The organism is Chryseobacterium defluvii, from assembly GCF_003634775.1.
Classification (GTDB): Bacteria; Bacteroidota; Bacteroidia; order Flavobacteriales; family Weeksellaceae; genus Chryseobacterium; species Chryseobacterium defluvii.
The window spans coordinates 869452-888805 of the sequence record NZ_RBXB01000003.1 but is presented as its reverse complement, the minus strand read 5'-3'; the positions used below and the strand labels follow the sequence as shown (position 1 = coordinate 888805).

General features: G+C 37.1%; 20 protein-coding genes and 1 riboswitch. Of the genes, 9 read left to right on the top strand and 11 right to left on the bottom strand.

Annotation, left to right across the window (positions count from 1 at the left end):
* Positions 1 to 2: 2 nt before the first annotated feature.
* From BCF58_RS15985 to BCF58_RS15950, 8 genes are all read right to left on the bottom strand, one after another.
* Positions 3 to 737, bottom strand: a complete 735-nt coding sequence (locus BCF58_RS15985; protein WP_121462796.1) for a hydroxymethylpyrimidine/phosphomethylpyrimidine kinase — start codon at positions 735 to 737, stop codon at positions 3 to 5.
* Positions 713 to 1297, bottom strand: coding sequence for a thiamine phosphate synthase (locus BCF58_RS15980; protein WP_121462795.1), 585 nt, complete (start codon positions 1295 to 1297; stop codon positions 713 to 715). The genes BCF58_RS15985 and BCF58_RS15980 overlap by 25 nt, the downstream gene beginning before the upstream one ends.
* The gene (thiC, locus tag BCF58_RS15975) at positions 1294 to 3105 is read right to left on the bottom strand and encodes a phosphomethylpyrimidine synthase ThiC (protein WP_121462794.1); all 1812 of its coding nucleotides are present in this window, start codon (positions 3103 to 3105) and stop codon (positions 1294 to 1296) included. The genes BCF58_RS15980 and thiC overlap by 4 nt, the downstream gene beginning before the upstream one ends.
* A gap of 25 nt (positions 3106 to 3130) precedes the next feature.
* Entirely contained in the window at positions 3131 to 3337 is a 207-nt protein-coding gene (gene thiS / locus BCF58_RS15970) for a sulfur carrier protein ThiS (RefSeq protein WP_121462793.1), read from the bottom strand.
* 56 nt (positions 3338 to 3393) lie between these two features.
* A riboswitch (TPP riboswitch) is annotated at positions 3394 to 3491 on the bottom strand.
* A 252-nt stretch (positions 3492 to 3743) separates the two neighbouring features.
* Positions 3744 to 4421: an RluA family pseudouridine synthase gene (locus tag BCF58_RS15965; RefSeq protein ID WP_121462792.1), complete on the bottom strand. Its 678-nt coding sequence runs from the start codon at positions 4419 to 4421 to the stop codon at positions 3744 to 3746.
* The gene (locus BCF58_RS15960) at positions 4422 to 4745 is read right to left on the bottom strand and encodes a hypothetical protein (protein ID WP_121462791.1); all 324 of its coding nucleotides are present in this window, start codon (positions 4743 to 4745) and stop codon (positions 4422 to 4424) included. It lies immediately after the preceding gene.
* A gap of 17 nt (positions 4746 to 4762) precedes the next feature.
* Complete coding sequence (panB, locus tag BCF58_RS15955; protein ID WP_121462790.1) at positions 4763 to 5578, bottom strand: 3-methyl-2-oxobutanoate hydroxymethyltransferase; 816 nt, start codon at positions 5576 to 5578, stop codon at positions 4763 to 4765.
* Positions 5579 to 5637: 59 nt separating this feature from the next.
* Entirely contained in the window at positions 5638 to 6351 is a 714-nt protein-coding gene (locus BCF58_RS15950) for a Crp/Fnr family transcriptional regulator (RefSeq protein ID WP_121462789.1), read from the bottom strand.
* Positions 6352 to 6440: 89 nt separating this feature from the next.
* Here BCF58_RS15950 and BCF58_RS15945 point away from each other — a divergent pair, with 89 nt between their 5' ends.
* The 9 genes from BCF58_RS15945 (at position 6441) to BCF58_RS15905 (ending at position 16127) form a co-directional block, all read left to right on the top strand.
* Positions 6441 to 8813 carry a heavy metal translocating P-type ATPase gene (locus BCF58_RS15945; RefSeq protein ID WP_185144849.1) on the top strand — a complete coding sequence of 791 codons (2373 nt, stop codon included), beginning with the start codon at positions 6441 to 6443 and terminating at the stop codon, positions 8811 to 8813.
* 116 nt (positions 8814 to 8929) lie between these two features.
* Positions 8930 to 9163: a cbb3-type cytochrome oxidase assembly protein CcoS gene (gene ccoS / locus BCF58_RS15940; RefSeq protein ID WP_121462787.1), complete on the top strand. Its 234-nt coding sequence runs from the start codon at positions 8930 to 8932 to the stop codon at positions 9161 to 9163.
* 5 nt (positions 9164 to 9168) lie between these two features.
* Positions 9169 to 11430, top strand: coding sequence for a cytochrome-c oxidase, cbb3-type subunit I (ccoN, locus tag BCF58_RS15935; RefSeq protein WP_121462786.1), 2262 nt, complete (start codon positions 9169 to 9171; stop codon positions 11428 to 11430).
* A gap of 20 nt (positions 11431 to 11450) precedes the next feature.
* Positions 11451 to 11648 (top strand): cbb3-type cytochrome oxidase subunit 3, encoded by a 198-nt coding sequence (locus BCF58_RS15930; protein ID WP_121462785.1) that lies wholly within the window; start codon positions 11451 to 11453, stop codon positions 11646 to 11648.
* An 8-nt stretch (positions 11649 to 11656) separates the two neighbouring features.
* On the top strand, positions 11657 to 12538 hold the full coding sequence (locus tag BCF58_RS15925) for a cbb3-type cytochrome c oxidase N-terminal domain-containing protein (RefSeq protein ID WP_121462784.1): 882 nt from the start codon (positions 11657 to 11659) through the stop codon (positions 12536 to 12538).
* Positions 12539 to 12634: 96 nt separating this feature from the next.
* Complete coding sequence (gene ccoG, locus BCF58_RS15920) at positions 12635 to 14089, top strand: cytochrome c oxidase accessory protein CcoG (RefSeq protein WP_121462783.1); 1455 nt, start codon at positions 12635 to 12637, stop codon at positions 14087 to 14089.
* Positions 14090 to 14125: 36 nt separating this feature from the next.
* The gene (locus BCF58_RS15915; RefSeq protein WP_121462782.1) at positions 14126 to 14578 is read left to right on the top strand and encodes a FixH family protein; all 453 of its coding nucleotides are present in this window, start codon (positions 14126 to 14128) and stop codon (positions 14576 to 14578) included.
* Positions 14569 to 15333 (top strand): sulfite exporter TauE/SafE family protein, encoded by a 765-nt coding sequence (locus BCF58_RS15910; protein ID WP_121462781.1) that lies wholly within the window; start codon positions 14569 to 14571, stop codon positions 15331 to 15333. The genes BCF58_RS15915 and BCF58_RS15910 overlap by 10 nt, the downstream gene beginning before the upstream one ends.
* Positions 15334 to 15350: 17 nt before the next feature.
* Positions 15351 to 16127 carry a hypothetical protein gene (locus tag BCF58_RS15905; RefSeq protein WP_121462780.1) on the top strand — a complete coding sequence of 259 codons (777 nt, stop codon included), beginning with the start codon at positions 15351 to 15353 and terminating at the stop codon, positions 16125 to 16127.
* A 47-nt stretch (positions 16128 to 16174) separates the two neighbouring features.
* On the opposite strand, the gene serS is transcribed toward BCF58_RS15905, so the two are convergent.
* The 3 genes from serS to BCF58_RS15890 all read right to left on the bottom strand — a co-directional run bounded on the left by serS (position 16175) and on the right by BCF58_RS15890 (position 19354).
* Positions 16175 to 17443, bottom strand: coding sequence for a serine--tRNA ligase (gene serS, locus BCF58_RS15900; protein ID WP_121462779.1), 1269 nt, complete (start codon positions 17441 to 17443; stop codon positions 16175 to 16177).
* A gap of 71 nt (positions 17444 to 17514) precedes the next feature.
* Positions 17515 to 18018 carry a serpin family protein gene (locus BCF58_RS15895; protein WP_121462778.1) on the bottom strand — a complete coding sequence of 168 codons (504 nt, stop codon included), beginning with the start codon at positions 18016 to 18018 and terminating at the stop codon, positions 17515 to 17517.
* A 73-nt stretch (positions 18019 to 18091) separates the two neighbouring features.
* Positions 18092 to 19354, bottom strand: coding sequence for an MATE family efflux transporter (locus BCF58_RS15890; RefSeq protein ID WP_121462777.1), 1263 nt, complete (start codon positions 19352 to 19354; stop codon positions 18092 to 18094).

The following is a 19354-nucleotide window of genomic DNA, read 5'->3' as shown; positions in this document are numbered from 1 at the left end:
TGTTAAGTTGAGTGGAACCCTAATAAAGAAGGGTTGCTTTTTAAAAATTTTTCTGTGTATAATTTCCCTTTTTTACAAGCTGTTTCCAGATTTTCTCCTCTGGCAAGATAACTCGCAATTGCAGAAGAAAGAACGCAACCGGAACCATGCTTAGGGTAATAATCAGAACTATCGTGACTTGGTTCAATTGAAATTTCTCTTCCTTTATTTTTTAGAATATCAATTCCCAACCGGTCTTCCCTATGCCCTCCTTTAATGAGTACCGAACATGCATGCCTATTTAAAAGATTGCTTAAAATCTTGTATTCATCATAGTTGGGAGTGATTAAATCAATCTTTTCCAACACATCTTCCAGAAGATGGATTGTGCTTACATCGAAGAATGTAAATTCTGACGTACTTTTCAAAACAGGATCCCAAACTATCATGGCTTCAGGATTATTGGATTGGATTGTCTTCACCGTTTCAATAAGCATCATTGCATCTTTAATGACCCCAATTTTCACTGTTTCTACCGGATACTTTTTCATTAGGGCATCAATAGATGCTATTATCCCCTTTAAAGATTGCCATTCCAGGCTCAGACATTCAGATTCTGTTTGCAATGTCATTGCTGTACAAACCCCAAAGCCCAATACATTCAATTGCTCCATTGTTTTGATGTCTGCTAATAAACCCGCGCCACCACTGGGATCATATCCCGCAATACTCATTACGAAAGGGCGATTTGTCTGCATTTCCTGAAAACTTGTAAAGGTTGCTCATTATTCCATATTGCACCTAATAAGGCCACCCCATCTGCTCCACTTTGGAAAGCTTTATCTATATTATTTTCATTAATCCCTCCCAGAGGAATTAATTTCACATCCTCATTATTTCTATCTTTAATATTTTCCAAAATAGTTGTATTTTCTCCATACCCTTTTTTGGAAATGCTTGGAAAAACCGGACTTATGAATGAATATTCCCATTCTTTTCCCAATTTATTGTACATCCTGACATCGTGTACAGAAGTTGAGATGATTTGATTTTTAAAGTGAGTCCCCAATCCTTCCAGCCTATCTTTTTCTCTGATATGAAATCGGGAAATAGAATATTCTTTTCCCAAATCATAATGGCTATGTAATATTACTTGAGCATGATATGACGAATCTATTTGATCAAGAAAATTTTTCATTTCTTCGTTGTTAATAAAAGGTTTTCTGATATGAAGCAGATCCAATCCTTCCAGAAACAATCCATTGATAATTTCCGTTTCGTTCTGAACAATTTCTTCGGGAGTGATTATAATGATCATATATAAATCTCTTTCCCTTTTTCAATAAATTCCTGCGATTTATCCAGCATCCCTTTTTCAGCAGATTCACGAATTTCCTGTGTAATTTTCATGGAACAGAATTTCGGACCGCACATCGAACAGAAATGAGCGATCTTTGCTCCTTCGGCAGGAAGTGTTTCATCATGATAGGCTCTTGCCGTATCCGGATCTAATGAAAGGTTAAACTGATCTTCCCATCTGAACTCAAATCTTGCTTTACTCAGAGCATTATCTCTATACTGTGCTCCCGGATGTCCTTTTGCCAAGTCGGCAGCATGTGCAGCCAATTTATAGGTAATTACTCCGTCTTTTACGTCTTTTTTGTTCGGAAGGCCTAAGTGTTCTTTCGGGGTTACATAGCAAAGCATGGCGCATCCGAACCAACCGATCATTGCCGCGCCTATTCCCGAAGTAATGTGATCATAACCAGGAGCAATATCTGTCGTTAGGGGACCCAGTGTATAAAATGGGGCTTCATGGCATTCCTTCAGTTGCTTATCCATATTTTCTTTGATCATATGCATCGGGACATGGCCAGGGCCTTCTATCATTACCTGTACATTATGCTTCCAAGCAATTTTTGTCAGCTCTCCCAATGTTTCCAGTTCTGCAAACTGTGCAGCATCATTGGCATCTGCAATGGAACCGGGACGAAGCCCGTCACCAAGAGAAAAGGCGACATCATATTTCTTCATGATCTCACATATTTCTTCAAAATGAGTATATAAAAAGTTTTCTTTATGATGGTAAAGACACCATTTTGCCATGATGGAGCCCCCTCTTGAAACAATTCCCGTCACCCGGTTAGCCGTTAAATGGATATACCGTAATAAAACGCCTGCATGAATAGTGAAATAAGAAACTCCCTGCTCTGCCTGCTCGATCAGGGTATCTTTGAAAATTTCCCAGGTGAGATCTTCCGGAACACCTTTCACTTTTTCTAAGGCCTGGTAAATAGGAACCGTTCCGATGGGTACCGGACTGTTTCTGATGATCCATTCCCGTGTTTCATGAATATTTTTCCCCGTTGACAAATCCATAATAGTATCTGCTCCCCAACGACATGCCCAAACTGCTTTTTCTACTTCTTCATCAATACTTGACGATACGGCACTATTTCCGATATTGGCATTAATCTTTACTAAGAAGTTCCTTCCAATAATCATCGGTTCACTTTCAGGATGATTGATATTGTTCGGGATGATTGCTCTTCCTGCGGCAATCTCATCTCTTACAAATTCAGGCGTGACTTTATTTTCAGGAGTATTGGCTCCGAAGCTGTTTCCCACATGTTGGAAAGCCATATCTTTTGAAACGGAATCGAGTTGTTCTATACGTTGATTTTCCCTGATAGCTACATATTCCATTTCGGGAGTAATGATCCCCTGTTTTGCATAATAAAGCTGGGTAATCTCTTTCCCTTCAGCGGCAACTTTAGGCTTATGGTCATAGGAAAACCGTAATTCGTCAAGTTTCGGATCTGCCAAACGTGCTTTTCCATATTCTGATGAAATTCCTTCTAAAACGATTACATCTTTTCTATCCAGAATCCATTGTTCCCTGATTCTTGGAAGTCCTTTTAAAATGTCAATTTCTGCATTTTCGTCAGTATAAGGTCCTGATGTGTCATATACTGTAACAGGAGGATTATGCTCCAGCTCCCCATTGGTAAGCTTGGTAGGGCTGAGCTGTATTTCACGCATTGCAACATTGATAGGATGTATATTTCCTTCAACATGAATTTTCTTTGAGTTCGGAAATGGCGAACATGTGATTGAATGAGCCATGAGTATTTGTATTATGGTATGAAAATTAACCGCCCTGAGTGGCAGTGATGATTAAAATTGAATCCTGGTCTTTGAGAATTGTTGTTGCCCAATCGGATCGAGGAATAATACGATTGTTAAGGGCTATTGCGATTCCCTTTTTCTTTCCGGACGCTTCCATAGCGAGTAGTGCCTCCAGGTTTTCCGGAAGTTCATTAAATGTTTTTCTGATGTGGTTGATTATGAGTTCCATTCCTAAATTTTATCTATACACTTTAGGAATGGCTATTATTGTACAAGAACGTACAGCAAAAGTCATTTACTTTTCCCTACGCTGGTATAATCCAGATCAGGTTCAAAGGGTAAAGTCTCAGTCTGTTGATCAACAGACACCCCTAAAGTATGGAGCGAAGTTAGGTATTTTTTCAGAATAGACAAAATACGATCTGTCAAAAAAACAAAAAATCCGGAAACATAAACATCCGGACGGATCAATTGGTGATTAAAATTTATTGGTTGATTGACTGTTCTTTCACACTATTAAAAGTTTGTCAAGATAAGACATCATAAATCAGGGCTCTCATTTTTCATTTAATAAAAAAGAGAAGCTATTTGCTTCTCTTTTTATTTTAATTTCATTTATACGTTTTAGAAATCTTTTATTCACAAGCTCTCCAAATAGCATCATTTTGAGGAAGCGGAGCAACAATTTCTATATTTTCCTTTGTTACGGGGTGAATAAACTCTAGTTTTCTTGCATGAAGATTAATTCCTCCATCCGGGTTTGAACGAGGAGCCCCGTATTTCAAGTCCCCTTTTATAGGAACACCCATCTTGGAAAGCTGTGCACGGATCTGATGATGCCTTCCCGTTTCAAGGTCAATTTCAAGGAGCAGGTAATTATCAAGATTTTTAATAACAGTATATGTTAAAATAGCTTCTTTTGCTCCTTCCGTAGCTTTAGGAAAAACAATTGCCTTATTATTTTTTTCGTTTTTCTTTAAATAATGAACCAGCCTTTGCTTCTGGGGAATCATTTCCTTGGCAACAACGGCCCAATATGTTTTTTCGATTTCTCGGTTTTTAACCATTTGAGTTAATCTGGTAAGCGCTTTTGACGTTTTAGCATAAATCACCAGCCCTGAAGTGGGTCTGTCGATACGGTGAACCAGGCCCAGAAAAACATTCCCCGGTTTATGATCTCTTGTTTTTATATGGCTTTTGATTAAATCCAGCAAAGATTCATCTCCTGTTTTATCCCCCTGCACAAGCTGTCCTACTTTTTTATTAATAACCAAAAGATGATTGTCTTCGTAAACAATTTGTTCTTCCATGATTTACTGACGGTAAGTAGGTCTGTTTGTAAATGAAAGGATAATCCCGGCCAAAAGGCCTAGTGTTTTTATTCCCGAAATCTTCCATTCCAGTGGAAACAATGCCCCGACAATGCATAGTACGGCAGCACCATACATGGCATACATGAAATTTTTATTGGTTAAAAAAGGAGCCTGCAAAAAAAAGCTGATCCCGATCAACACATAAAAAACTTTCCTTGAAAGTAACAGATTGATTTCCGGAGAAAAAAAATTGAACCATCCCGCTGCAAGACAAAGCAGTGCAACGATTGATAAAATTCCCTGAGTGGATTGCTGGTTTTTCATTAATGAGTATAAGAATATTAATAACTTTCGTTTTCGTTAGGAAAATCCTGGTTTTTTACATCTTTCACGTATTGAGCAACTGCTCCGGTGATTTCTGTATAAAGATCAAGATATCTTCTTAAAAATTTCGGACTGAATCCTTTGTTCATTCCTACCATATCATGATATACCAGAACCTGCCCGTCACAATGAAGCCCGGCCCCGATTCCAATGGTTGGAATAGAAATGCTTTCAGACACTTGTTTTGCCAGATCAGCAGGAATTTTTTCTAATACAATGGAAAAACATCCTAATTCTTCCAGAAGCTTTGCATCATTGATCAATTTTTCAGCTTCAGCTTCTTCTTTGGCTCTTACCTTATAGGTTCCGAACTTATATATCGATTGGGGAGTCAATCCTAAATGTCCCATTACAGGAATTCCGGCATTAATAATTTTCTTGATTGATTTTGAAATCTCTTTCCCTCCTTCAATCTTAACGGCATGAGCGCCTCCTTCCTTCATCATTCTTACTGCAGATTCCAATGCTTTTTCAGGATTGCTCTGGTAGGTTCCAAATGGCAGGTCTGCTACCACCAAAGCCCTGTCTATTCCACGAACCACACTCTGAGCGTGGTAAATCATCTGGTCCAAGGTAATAGGTAATGTTGTTTCAAAGCCCGCCATTACATTGGCTGCAGAATCTCCTATCAATACAGCATCAATTCCTCCTGCATCTACCATTTTAGCTGTAGTAAAGTCATAGGCGGTAAGCATTGTTATTTTTTCCTTATCGAATTTCATTTTTCGCAAGGTTTCCGTAGTAACTTTTTTAATTTCAGAATGAACAGACATAATTATTGTATGTTTAAAAGTTAAAAAGTCGGCTTCCGCCGACTTGCATTTTGTATGGATTATAAAACTACGTGTCCTAGTTTCATTAGTTTGTCGTGGTTCAAAATTTTGATATTTCGCCCATCCACTTCGATGAGATGATCCTGTTTGAATTCAGAGATCAACCGGATTGCGCTTTCCGTAGCAGTTCCAATGATATTGGCAATTTCTTCCCGGGTTAAAGAAATCTTGATAAAACCTTCAGGGTCCACCCCCAGCTTTTGTTCCAGAAGCAATAAAATCTCTGCCAGTCTTTCCCTTACCGTTTTTTGGGCCAGGAAAGTAATGGTATTGGAAGACTCTCCTAATTCATAGGCGATTTTTTGAAGCATCACAAAAGATAATTGTGGATCAACTTCTAAAAGATGCATGAATACCTCCGAAGGTAGAAAAACACATTCAATGTCTGTCATCGCTTCAGCCTTCGCCTGGAAATTCTCCCCGCAAAGTAACGACCGGTAGCCGATAATATCGCCTTCTTTGATAAATCTTAAAATCTGATCTTTTCCGAAAGCACCGGATTTCGATAATTTAGCGGCTCCTTTTTCTAAAACGAACACGCCTTTTGGAATTTCTCCATCCTCAAAAATAGTATCGTGTTTTTGAAAACTCAATCTCTTTTTGGCATTTATATATTTTTCGAAATCTGCGCTGGAAAGTCTTTCTTTAAATGATTTATCATTAAAAACTCTGGCAAATCTTTCTTCAATCGCTAACTGTTGTTCCTGAGGCATTTTACATGACATTTATCACAAAAATAGAACATTTTAACTCGATAAACAAAAAAAATTGTTATAATTTTGTAAGTCAATATATTATGAAGGTGAGTGAGAACTGTTATCATTGCGGACAAGGTATAGAAAAGGAAAGAATTCTTTTTGATGACAAGACTTTTTGCTGCAACGGCTGCAAATCCGTCTATGAAATTCTGAATACTAATAATTTAAGTAATTTTTACGAATTAAATAAAAAAGCAGGAATTCGTCCGAGTGATGAAAATTCTTCACAATTCGATTATCTGGATACTCCTGAAATTTTTGAAAAAGTAACAGACTTTTCTGAAGGAGCTACCAGTCTTGTGACTTTCAAAATTCCAGTAATTCATTGCTCTTCCTGTATTTGGCTATTAGAAAGCCTTCATACCCTGAATAAAGATATTAAATATTCCCAGGTTAATTTCACAAGAAAGACCTTACAGATCTCATTCAATCATAACAATTTAAAATTAAGCGAATTAGCTAAATTTTTAACAAATCTCGGGTACAAACCTGTTATCAGTTTGGAAACTGCTGAAAAGAATGTGGATCATCTCGATAAATCTCTTTTAATCAAATTTGCCATTGCAGGTTTTGCATTCGGTAACGGGATGTTTCTTGCTTTTCCCGAGTACGTCGGTGGAGAGGATTATTGGATGGATCATTATAAAGGGCTTTTCAGGGGATTGATGTTTTTGTTGGCAACTCCGGTTGTTTTTTACTCTGCATCAGACTATTACAAATCCGCCTGGTATGGATTGAAAAATAAAATCGTCAACATCGATGTCCCGATTGTTTTAGGAATTCTGGTTCTTTATGGAAGAAGTATTTATGAAGTCGTAACAGATTATGGCCCCGGATATTTTGATACGTTGTGCGGCCTTTTATTTTTCATGCTTTTAGGTAAGATTTTCCAAAAAAGAACGTATAATGCCCTTTCTTACGATCGGGATTATAAATCTTTTTATCCTATTGCCGTTACAAAAGTAGATTTTGAGGGAAAACAGGATAATATTTTACTTTCTGACATTAAGATTGGAGACAGAATATTGGTCCGAAACCAGGAAATTATTCCTGTAGATGCCATCCTGATTAACGGAGAAGGAAATATCGACAACAGTTTTATTACCGGGGAAAGTGTAAGTATCAGCAAACAGCCGGGCGACAAGATTTTTGCGGGAGGAAAACAGGTTGGCTCATCACTGGAACTTGAGGTCATTAAAAATGTCGATCAAAGTTATTTAACCCAGTTGTGGAATAAGGAAGCTTTCAAGAAATATGAAACCGGACTTGACACTCTAACCAATAATATCAGTAAATATTTCACATTCATCATTTTAGGTATTGCATTGATTTCCGGAATCTATTGGTCTTTTGTTGATCTTGAAAAAATGTTCCAGGTTATTTCTGCCATCTTAATTATCGCTTGTCCATGTGCATTGGCTCTTTCAGCACCATTCACATTTGGACATATTATGAGAATATTGGGCAGAAATAAATTCTACGTAAAAGACACCCTGACTATTGAAAAAATTGCAAAACTGGATACGATTGTTTTCGATAAAACAGGAACAATTACCCATAGAAAAAAGTCAAACATCACCTATGAAGGCTCTGAAATTCAGGAATTTGATTTAGCCAATATCAAAACTTTATTAAAGAACTCAAATCATCCGCTTTCCAAATCACTATATGAATTTTTAGAGATACGGGATGAGTATTTCCCTGTCGAAAATTTTGAAGAAATTTCCGGAAAAGGATATCATGCCAACATAAGGGGAAGCATTTATAAAATAGGTTCTGCCCGTTACAACAATCAGGAATCAAAAAATCTTGAAACAGCCGTGTATATCAGTAAAAATGACGAATTTTTAGGGAAGTTCATTTTTAAAAATGAGTATCGCGGGAAGCTTAAAAACCTTTTCCAACGGCTTACCAATTATAAGATTTTTATTTTGAGCGGAGATAATTCTTCCGAAGAAAGCCAACTCAAAGAACTGATTCCTAATTACCAGGAAATGGCCTTCAATCAAAGCCCTGAGGACAAACTGAATTACATCAAAAACCTCCAGGACAGAGGTCTGAAAGTGGCCATGCTGGGAGACGGTTTGAATGATGCCGGAGCGTTAAAACAAAGCAATGTAGGAATTGCAATTTCCGATGACACCAATACTTTCACGCCTTCCTCCGATGTAATTATGAACGGGGATAAAGTGGTTACCCTTGACAATTACCTTAACGTCTGCAAAGGCTCCATAACAATTGTGAAAATGACATTCATAATTAGCTTTTTGTACAATATTGTCGGTTTAAGTTACGCAGTCACAGGGCATATGCATCCTCTTTTCGCTGCGATCATCATGCCGATAAGTTCTATTACTGTCGTTACATTCACCACCCTTTCAACGTGGATTTTGGGAAGAAAACATTTCAAGAAATAGGCCTATTTAAGGCTTATTTAGACTGGTTTTAAATTAGCCGAAATCCGTATTTCGTGATGAATGTCATTATTTTTCATTAAATTTGAACCCCGAAAATTGGTTAATTTTGTTGTCCAATGGATATTCTATATTTAATGATCTTATGCAGCGTTTCCTTAGCTGCGATTTTTTTGGTCGTTTTTATAGTCAACGCCAAAAAAGGACAGTTTGAAGACGATGAATCTCCAGCTGTAAGAATTCTCTTTGACTCTGGTGAAATCAAGGAAAAAGAAGAGAAAAAGGTTGACAACAAAGAAAAAGACCCGGAAGAAAAAGGAGACAATAAAAAAATTGAAGAAAAAAGTGAATAGTTGATATGGAAACACAAAAGTTTAGTTATGACAATAATATTGTTCGGGCATTCCTTTATGCGACCGTAGCTTTCGGGATCATAGGGTTTTTGTTTGGGCTTACGGCGGCATTAATGCTTTTCTATCCGGAGCTTCCTGAGTTTTTCTTTGGAACGGATGATACAACCATTAAAAGCTTAGCCTCCGGCAATATCCAAGGCTTGATCAATACACAGGGTGCATTTGGATTCGGAAGAATAAGAATGCTGCATACAACGACTGTAATTTTTGCATTTGTATGTAACAGTGTATTTGTAGGAGTCTATTACTCATTACAGAGACTATTGAAAACAAGAATGTACAGTGATACTTTATCATGGATACATTTCTGGACATGGCAGATCATGATTATTGCTGCCTATATTACATTCTTTATGGGAATTAACACCTCTAAAGAATATGCGGAACATGAATGGCCGATTGATATTTTGATCGCATTCTCATGGATCGTTTTTGGAGCTAATATGTTCTTAACTATTGCCAAAAGAAGAGTAAGACATTTATATGTAGCCATCTGGTTCTTTATCGGTACCTGGATTGCTGTAGCAATGCTTCACATCTTTAATAATTTGGAGGTTCCGTTATCATTCACAGGATGGAAATCATACTCTGCCTATGCTGGTGTAAAAGACGCTATTGTTCAGTGGTGGTATGGCCACAATGCGGTTGCATTTATCCTGACAACTCCGGTTCTTGGTTTGATGTATTATTTCTTACCGAAAGCAGCGGACAGACCCGTATTCTCTTATAAACTGTCTATTATTCACTTCTGGTCATTAATCTTCGTATATATCTGGGCTGGTCCTCACCACCTTCAGTATACAGCACTTCCTGCATGGGCGCAGGCTGTCGGAACAGGGTTCTCGATTATGCTTATTGCACCATCTTGGGGAGGAATGTTAAATGGACTTCTTACTCTAAGAGGAGCTTGGGATAAAGTAAGAGAAAATCCTATCCTCAAATTCTTCGTAGTAGCAGTAACCTGTTATGGTATGGCTACTTTTGAAGGACCGCTTTTAGCAACAAAAAACATTAACAAAATTGGCCACTTTACTGACTGGGTAATTGGTCACGTTCACTTAGGTGCTCTTGGATGGAATGGTTTCATGGCATTCGGGGTAATCTATTATCTGATCCCAATCCTGTGGAGAACCAAGCTTTGGTCTGTAAAATTAGCTAACTGGCATTTCTGGTTAGGAACATTAGGAATTATTTTCTATGCAGTACCAATGTATATTTCAGGGTTCACTCAGGGATTAATGTGGAAACAATTCAATCCGGACGGAACCTTAGTATGGAAAAACTGGCTGGATACGGTAACTGCTATTATCCCTTACTTCAAAATGAGATTCTTAGGAGGAGTCTTCTATCTTTCGGGAGCTATTTTAATGGTGGTTAACCTTTATAAAACTGTAAGAGCTGGTTCATTCCAGAAAGAAGTTCCTGCAGAAGCACCTGCTTTAGCTAATATCAGCAAAAACAGAAAAGAAGGAGAAGGAACTCACCTTTGGTTAGAAAGAACACCAGTATTATTAGGAATTTTATCTTTCCTGACCATTTCGATCGGTAGTTCAGTGGAAATTATCCCTACACTATCCCTTAAGAAGAGCGTACCTACTATTTCTGCAGTAAAACCATATTCTCCACTGGAACTTGAAGGTAGAGATATTTATATCCGTGAAGGCTGTAATGCTTGTCACTCACAGATGGTAAGACCATTCAGAGATGAGATCGTAAGATTCAACGGTAAAAATGGACAATATTCAAAAGCCGGAGAGTTTGTATATGACAGACCATTCTTATGGGGATCCAAAAGAACAGGACCAGACTTACATAGAGAAGGAGGCAAAAATCCAAGTTCTTGGCATTACAAGCACATGTATAATCCGAGATCTACCTCTGCAGGTTCTATCATGCCTCGTTACCCTTGGCTAATTGCTAACAACCTGGACAGGTCTAAAATGGTAGACAAAATGGTATTGATGAAGTCTGCTTTCGAAGTACCTTATACAAAAGCCGAAATAGACTCTGCGAACCAATGGGCAGATAACCAGGCGTCAAGAATTGTAAGAGATATCTTCTCTGAAGCGGCCGACTTAAAAGACGCGTATGCTAAGAGACCTAAAGGTGAATTGGAGAAAAAAGAGATTGTTGCTCTTATCTCTTATTTACAAAGATTAGGAACCGATATTAAGACTACTGAGATAAAAACAGCAAGTAATAACTAAACATATTAAAAGGTTCTATAATGATTCCTCAGAATTTTAAAGATATATTATCCAATACCGAAAATGCTGGCTTTTACCAGACATTGGCTCTGATATTCTTTATGCTGTTCTTCGTAGCTTTGGTAATATATGTATTTAGCAGGCCTAAAAAATATTACAAAGAAGAAGAAGAGGCTCCTCTTGAGGATGACTCAGATGAATCTGATTTTAAAAATTAAACTTTATTATGAAACAAAGAACACCGGTTTTTGTAAACATCTTAATAATAACTGGACTTTTAATAGTTTTTTATTATTTGTTTGTTCAAAGCTATTCGTTTTTATCTTCACCTTATTTCTGGGGAACTATTGTAATAGGCAGTATTTTAGCTTATATCCATAGTGCGATTGGAGATTTAATTGAAAATAATAAATTCAAGAAGTTAAGTCCTGAAGAAAAGGCTGCTTATTTGGCAGAGAAAAAAGTTCCTTACTTCAAGAGATTATATAATGCAGCATTCAAAAAACAATCTGCAGCTGAAGAGAAAGATATACTTATCGACCACGGTTTCGACGGAATCATGGAGCTGGATAACCAATTACCAAAATGGTGGGTAGGCTTATTCTGGTTTGGGACTGCTTTTTGTATTGTATATGTGGCAGCATTCTCTTTCACAGACTTTGCTCATCCGATCAAAGAATATGAAGTGGAATATAAAGAACAGATTGCAAGCATTGAAGAGTTTCAAAAATCTCAACCTCCTGTAACCATTGAAACAGCTAAATATTCAGCGGATAATATTGCAGAAGGTAAAGAGCTATTTAAAACAAACTGTGCATCTTGTCACAAAGAAGACGGTAGTGGAGGTATCGGGCCAAACTTGACTGATAACTACTGGATCAATCAGCCTGAGAAAACTTTATTCAAAAACGTTTTCCATATGGACTGGAATGGTTCTCCTACCAACCCTTCGATGAGACCGTTTGGTAAAAACGGAGAGGTTTCCGGTGCAGAGATTGAGAAGATTGCAGCATATGTATATCATATCAATCAGGAACAGCCTCCTGTAACACCAGCTCAGGGTGGTGCTGCTCCTCAGGGAACAGAAGCACATTGGGAAAAAGAATAATTTAAAAAGAAATTAGAAAACATATGAAAAACATAATTTGTTATTAGAAAAAAAATAGTAACGAATTATGTTTTTCTTTTTTTAAATCTATACAACATGTCAGACATAGAAGAAATAGAAGTACGCGGCGGACAGGGCCAGGTTCTGGACCCTGAAACTTACAGAGATTCTATAGGGACCATGGAACAATCCGGAAAAAGAAAATGGGTTTTTCCAAGAAAGCCTAAAGGCCGGTATACCAACTATAGAAATGTTGTAAGCTATATTTTATTACTTATATATTTTGCAGTACCGTTCATCAAAATCAACGGGAACCCATTACTCCTATTCAATGTTATCGATAGAGAGTTTTTCATTTTCGGACAGCCTTTCTATCCACAAGATTTTTTCATCCTTACATTAGGCGCTATCGCTTCTTTGATATTCATTATTGTTTTTACGATTGCTTTCGGTAGAATTTTCTGCGGATGGATATGTCCTCAGACAATTTTCCTAGAAATGATCTTCCGTAAAATAGAATATGCTATTGAAGGAGACAGAAACAGGCAAATGAAACTTGACAGGCAGGAGTGGAACAGTGAAAAAATCTGGAAAAGAGGGTTAAAGTGGAGTATATATATTATTATCTCTCTCATCATTACCCATTTCATGTTCATGTACATTGTAGGCTATGAAGAGGTATTAAGAATTATTTCGGAAGGGCCTTTTGCCCATCCAACCAATTTTATCGTAATGGTACTTCTTACGGCTGCATTTTACTTTGTGTTTGCCTGGTTCAGAGAGCAGGTATGTACATTGGTATGCCCTTATGGAAGATTACAGGGAGTATTGATAGACAAGGACACCATTAATGTTTTCTATGACTTCAAGCGTGGGGAAAACAGAGCTAAATGGAGAAAAGGGGAAGACAGAGAAGCTGCCGGAAAAGGAGATTGTATAGATTGCCATCAATGTGTTGTGGTATGTCCAACCGGGATTGATATCAGAGACGGACAACAATTGGAATGTGTAAACTGTACTGCCTGTATTGATGCTTGTGATGAAGTAATGGAGAAAGTAGGCCTTCCAAAAGGATTGATTCGATATGCTTCTGAAAACGAAATAGAAAAGCAGACTGAATTCAAGTTTACGGGAAGAATGAAAGGCTTCACAATATTTCTTGTCCTGTTGGTAGGATTCCTGGGCTATCTTCTTTACAACCGTGGAGAAATGGAAGCCAAATTCATTAAGCCTGCAGGAAGTACCTTCTTTGTAAGAGACGGGAAAATTACCAATACTTATAATTATACATTCCTAAACAAAACAAACGAGAAAAAGGTTGTAACGATAAAAGTAGTGGAGCCTTCCCATGGTGAAGTGATATACAGCGCTTCCAGTAAAATTCCTGTGGAAAGAGATAAAATTTCAAAAGGAACGATCAATATCAGCTTCCCTGAAAACGAAATGAAACTTTCCAAACAAAATATTACGATCGGTGTGTATGATACCAATGGGAAATTGATAGATTCTTATCAGACCTATTTTGAAGGACCATTTAAATTACAGTTTTAATTGCAGAAATCTTCATGATTCAAAATCTTTAATATAATGAAAAACTTTAGCTGGGGACACGGTGTTGTAATTGCATTATTTGCATTCATAGCTTTTATTTTATCCATGTTATTTCTTTTTCCAAACGGGCAAAAGAACTCTGAAATGGTTACGGATAATTATTATGAAGAAGAACTGCAATACCAGGATGTAATTAATGCTAAGAAAAGAGCAGACAGCCTGCAGGAAAAGCCTGCATATAATCAGACTGCTGAAGGAATTAAGATTACATTCCCTAAAGACTATAATAATTCCAATACTACGGTAAAATTTGTTTTAAACAGAACCGATGACCAGAATTTAGATGTTAAAAAATCTGTTCAGCTTGATGCCACACCATCTTTCCTGATTCCGACACAGGTACTTAAAGCAGGAAATTATACTTTGAGATTGATGTGGACAAAAGATAAAACAGACTACAGAATGGATTATGATGTGATATGGAAATAGCGCTTCTCATATCGGCAATAGGGTTAGGCTTCGCTTCCGGGTTTCACTGTATCGGAATGTGTGGTCCTATTGCTTTGTCGATGGGGTTAACGAAAAAGCAATCGGCCAATTATTACCTTCAGAATCTCACCTATCAATTCGGGAGGATTTTCACCTATGCCTTGTTAGGTGCTATATTGGGAATTATCGGAGAAGGTTTTGAGATGGCAGGTTTTCAAAAATACTTAACCATTACTGTTGGTATTCTGCTTATTGTAATGGCTTTATTTTCATTCGGCGGAAAAGATTTTGCCTCGAAAATTCCGTTTTTCTCAAAATTTCTGTTTTCTGTGAAGTCAAACTTGGGAAAACTCCTGCAAAAGGCCGATTACCGCTCCAGATTCACCACCGGCGTCCTCAATGGCTTTCTTCCCTGCGGTATGGTTTATATGGCTTTGACGGCCAGCCTGGCAAGCGGAGGAATATGGCAGGGAGCTTTATATATGGCTTTATTCGGATTGGGAACACTTCCATTCATGTTTGCAATAGTTCTTGCCGGAAATCTCATGAATCAGGCTTTCAGAATTAAGGTTCTGAAAGTAATCCCTGTTATTATGATTATTTTGGGAGGTTTATTTATCATAAGAGGCTTGGAATTGGGGATTCCTTATATTTCGCCGAGAGCCGAAGCCATGACAGTTTCCAAAGAGAATCACGGTTCCTGTCATTTAGAAGGAGATCACAGTCAACATGAGCATTCAACCAATTGTCACTAACTTTTTAAATTAATACTATGAAAAAAAGCTTATTATTTGTTCTTTTGATTTGCTTTTTCGCTTTACAATCCTGCTCGATTAATTCCGAAATTATATACCATAAGGACTCCGCTTCCACTATGGTGATGGATATTGATATGAAGGAAGCCATGGAAATGATGAAATCCATGGTTCCGGATTCTGTAAAAAACGACCAGAAAGAAATAGCTGAACTGGATAAACTTCCGAGAACCTGGACGAGTCTGTATGAATTAGACAAAAAAGAAGGAAAATTAAAGACTAACAATCCGGATTCCATTAAGATCATGAAAAAAATCTTTATGAAGTCCAACGCCGAAGGTAAGGAGATTACAGGGGTATCTTTAAAAATGGATCATTTTACCAAAGCAGACTATAGTGGTCTTACCAATTTTTCTAAAGAGGAAAAATTACCTGTTGATCAGATGGCATTAAATACATGGGATGGTAAAACCTTAACCATTGACACTGAAAATCTTAATTTAAATGGTTTCAAAGATATTCTGGCCGGTAAAGGTATTCCGGGCGAAGAAAGCTTATCTGCTGATGATGCCGAAAAAACAGCAGCTATGATGAAAATGATGTATAAAAGCATCGGAACCACATTGAAGTTTGAAAACAAAATCAAATCCGTTTCCGGAAAGCATGACTGGATTACTAAAGTAGATGATTACTCCGTAAGGATCAATTATGATTTAGATGCCTTATTTGGCGATGATAAAGATAAAAAGCCCCTTAAAAATTCAGATAAGAAAATAGTTATTGTAACTGAATAAAAATAAACCCACCGGAGTCCGGTGGGTTTTTATTTATAAGCAAGCTCTTAATCAATCAGATCAAATCTTGCATACTCCGCAACCTTCTTAGGAAGCTTAATTCCTTCTGCTGTCTGATTATTTTCAAGAAGGGCAGCCATAATTCTAGGAAGCGCCATTGCTGAACCATTTAAGGTGTGAACCAATTGAGACTTTCCTTCAGTTTTATAACGGCACTTCAAACGGTTCGCCTGGAAAGTTTCAAAGTTGGAAACTGAACTTACTTCCAACCATTTTTCCTGGGCCGCACTCCATACTTCAAAATCATAGGTCATTGCAGAGGCAAATCCCATATCTCCACCACAAAGTCTCAATATTCTGAAAGGCAATTCAAGATCCGTTAAAATCTCTTTTACATGCTCTACCATTTCTTCTAAAACAGCGTAAGAGTTTTCAGGCTTCTCCACTCTCACGATTTCTACCTTTTCAAACTGGTGAAGACGATTCAAGCCTCTTACGTGAGCTCCGTAGCTTCCCGCTTCTCTTCTGTAACATTGAGAGAAAGCCGTATTTTTTACCGGAAGATCTTTTTCATCAAATAGGACATCACGGTATAAATTGGTTACCGGAACTTCCGCAGTTGGGATCAGATACAGATCATCTGCTCCGATATAATACATTTGACCTTCTTTATCAGGCAATTGTCCTGTTCCGTAACCTGATGCTTCATTCACAACATGAGGCGGGTTAACTTCCGTATATCCCTTATCTACGTTTTTATCTAAGAAATATTGAACCAAAGCCCTCTGCAATCTTGCTCCTTTGCCGAAATAAACAGGGAATCCTGCTCCTGCAATTTTTACACCCAGTTCAAAATCGATCAGGTTATATTTCTTAGCAAGCTCCCAGTGAGGAATAGCCCCTTCTCCTAATCCTTTCACATCATGAGACTGGTAAATAATTTCGTTATCATCAGCAGATGCTCCGCTTTTCACCAACTCACTCGGAACATTCGGGATCTGGTATAAAATATCCAATAAAGCCTTTTCCTTTACATCTAGTTGGGCCTGCAATTCTTTACTCGATTCTTTGTATTGTGCTGTTTTAGATTTTGCCGATTCAGCTTCTTCTTTTTTTCCTTCTTTCATTAAAAGCCCGATTTCTTTGGAGATTTTATTGATTTCGGAAAGTTGTGAATCTAATTCAAACTGAATTTTTTTTCTTTCGTCGTCAGTAGCAATAGCTTCATCCACCAACTCAAGATTTTTGAATTGTCTTTTTTTCAGACCTTCTAAAACGCGTTCTTTGTTATCGCGTAAAAAATTGACTTGTAACATTTTATTTAGATGTTAGTTATTAAGTTGTCGACATTCTGTTTTAATGCTGACAGTTTTGCAAATTTAAAAAATTATTTCACGATAGTAACCACATTGGGTACACCCGGTTCTTTAGTGAACTTCAGCTCATGATTATAATATACTTTCGAGACCTGAAATGCGGAGGGAGTCCAATGATATTGAATTTCCAATGTATCATTAATGGTATCTGTGACGTTATTTACCGTTCTCCTTAATGCTAATGCAATTACAGAATGATATGTTCTGTCATCCGGGCTTATGGAATCCAATGTTAATCTTTTTGCTCCGGCAACATATTCAATATAATATGCTGAATCAGCTCTCATTTTAAGAGAGGCATTTACCGGGGCTACATTGGTGTTCCCATTAATATCATTCATGGGGAAAGCAAAAAAATAGCCCGGAGTTTTATTATTCAGAAGATCCTGACCGGCACTGTTCTTAATATAAAGATGTAATATCTGATCTATTTGCTGTAAAGAATCTTCATCACCACTTCTACAGCTTAGCAGTGCGAAAAATATAATTAATATTCCAAATACGATGTTCCTCATTATCAGCAAAGATAAAACTTATTTTAATTTCGGATGCTATGATTAGCAAACCTATGTGATTTATCACCCAGTTTTATTTCGATTTCTTTCTGAGCAGCTTATTGAGTAATATCTGAAATTCGTTTTTAGAAATAAAATAATCCTGAATATGGAATTCGGTAATCTGGTAAAATTTCCAGAAAAGTAAAGCGGATGACAGGCAGTAAGAAATGGAAGTCACAATACAGGCTCCTGCAATTCCCCAATATGGAATAATGAAAAATGATGACATGATGGTAAAAACAACTCCGATGATAGATTTGGTATTCAAAATTCTCAGCTTATTGACCCCGGCAAAATAATATCCTATAATATTACTCATGGCAATAGCCAATATTCCCGGCGATAAAAGCAGGATAATCTGCTTCGTCTGCTGAAAATCTTTGCCAAAAATCATGACATAGAACTTGGCAGGTAATAATAAAACCAATGCAATAAAAACCAATGTGGTAAAGAAACTTATCCTTAAGGAAATTTTTGTTTTTTCAATACCTGCATTTTCATTTTCGTCATTTACAAGATCTGCATATAGGGCTATAGACAGGCTTCTGCTCACCGTCCAAATCGCCTCAGAAAATGCAACACCTATAGAGTATATACCTACACTCATAATTCCTTTATAATACTCTAAAAAATAAAAGGAGAGTCTATTATTCAAAAACTGTAAAAATGAGCTTGTCTGTATTTTCCAGCCATAATCGAACATGGTATTTCTGACTTGCCTGGAAAAGGAAATATCCGAAATTTTAAGATAACGGAGCAACAGAAAAGCGCTGATAAAAAATAAAATCCCATAGCATCCTGTCTGTGCCATAAAGTAGCCCGAAACAGAAGTCTCTTTCAAAATATATATGATGACAATAATAAAAATGATATGGACTAACTGTTGTAAAATGGTAAACAAATTAAACATCTTCATATTCTGCTTTCCTACGAATAAGTTGATATTGGCAGCAAGAAGGGATGATAAAACCGACAAGGAAATCAGATACTCTAAATATTCCACCGTGCGGATCATACTAAAAAATACAGGAATAAAAACCCCAACCAGTACAGACCATATATAGGCATACAAAAGAATCTGTTCTGTTTTGTATTTCGAAGCAAAATAAGTAACACTGCTTCCTACAAAAATATTACTGAAAAATCCTATGATCGTTAAATCTGCAATAACTATTGAAATGACTCCCTTCCCTTCACTACCCCACATATTGGTAGTGTAAATCACAAGTCCGAAATTTAATATCAATATTAAAAACCGGGAAAAGAAAATCCTGAAAATAGTATTCTTTTTCAT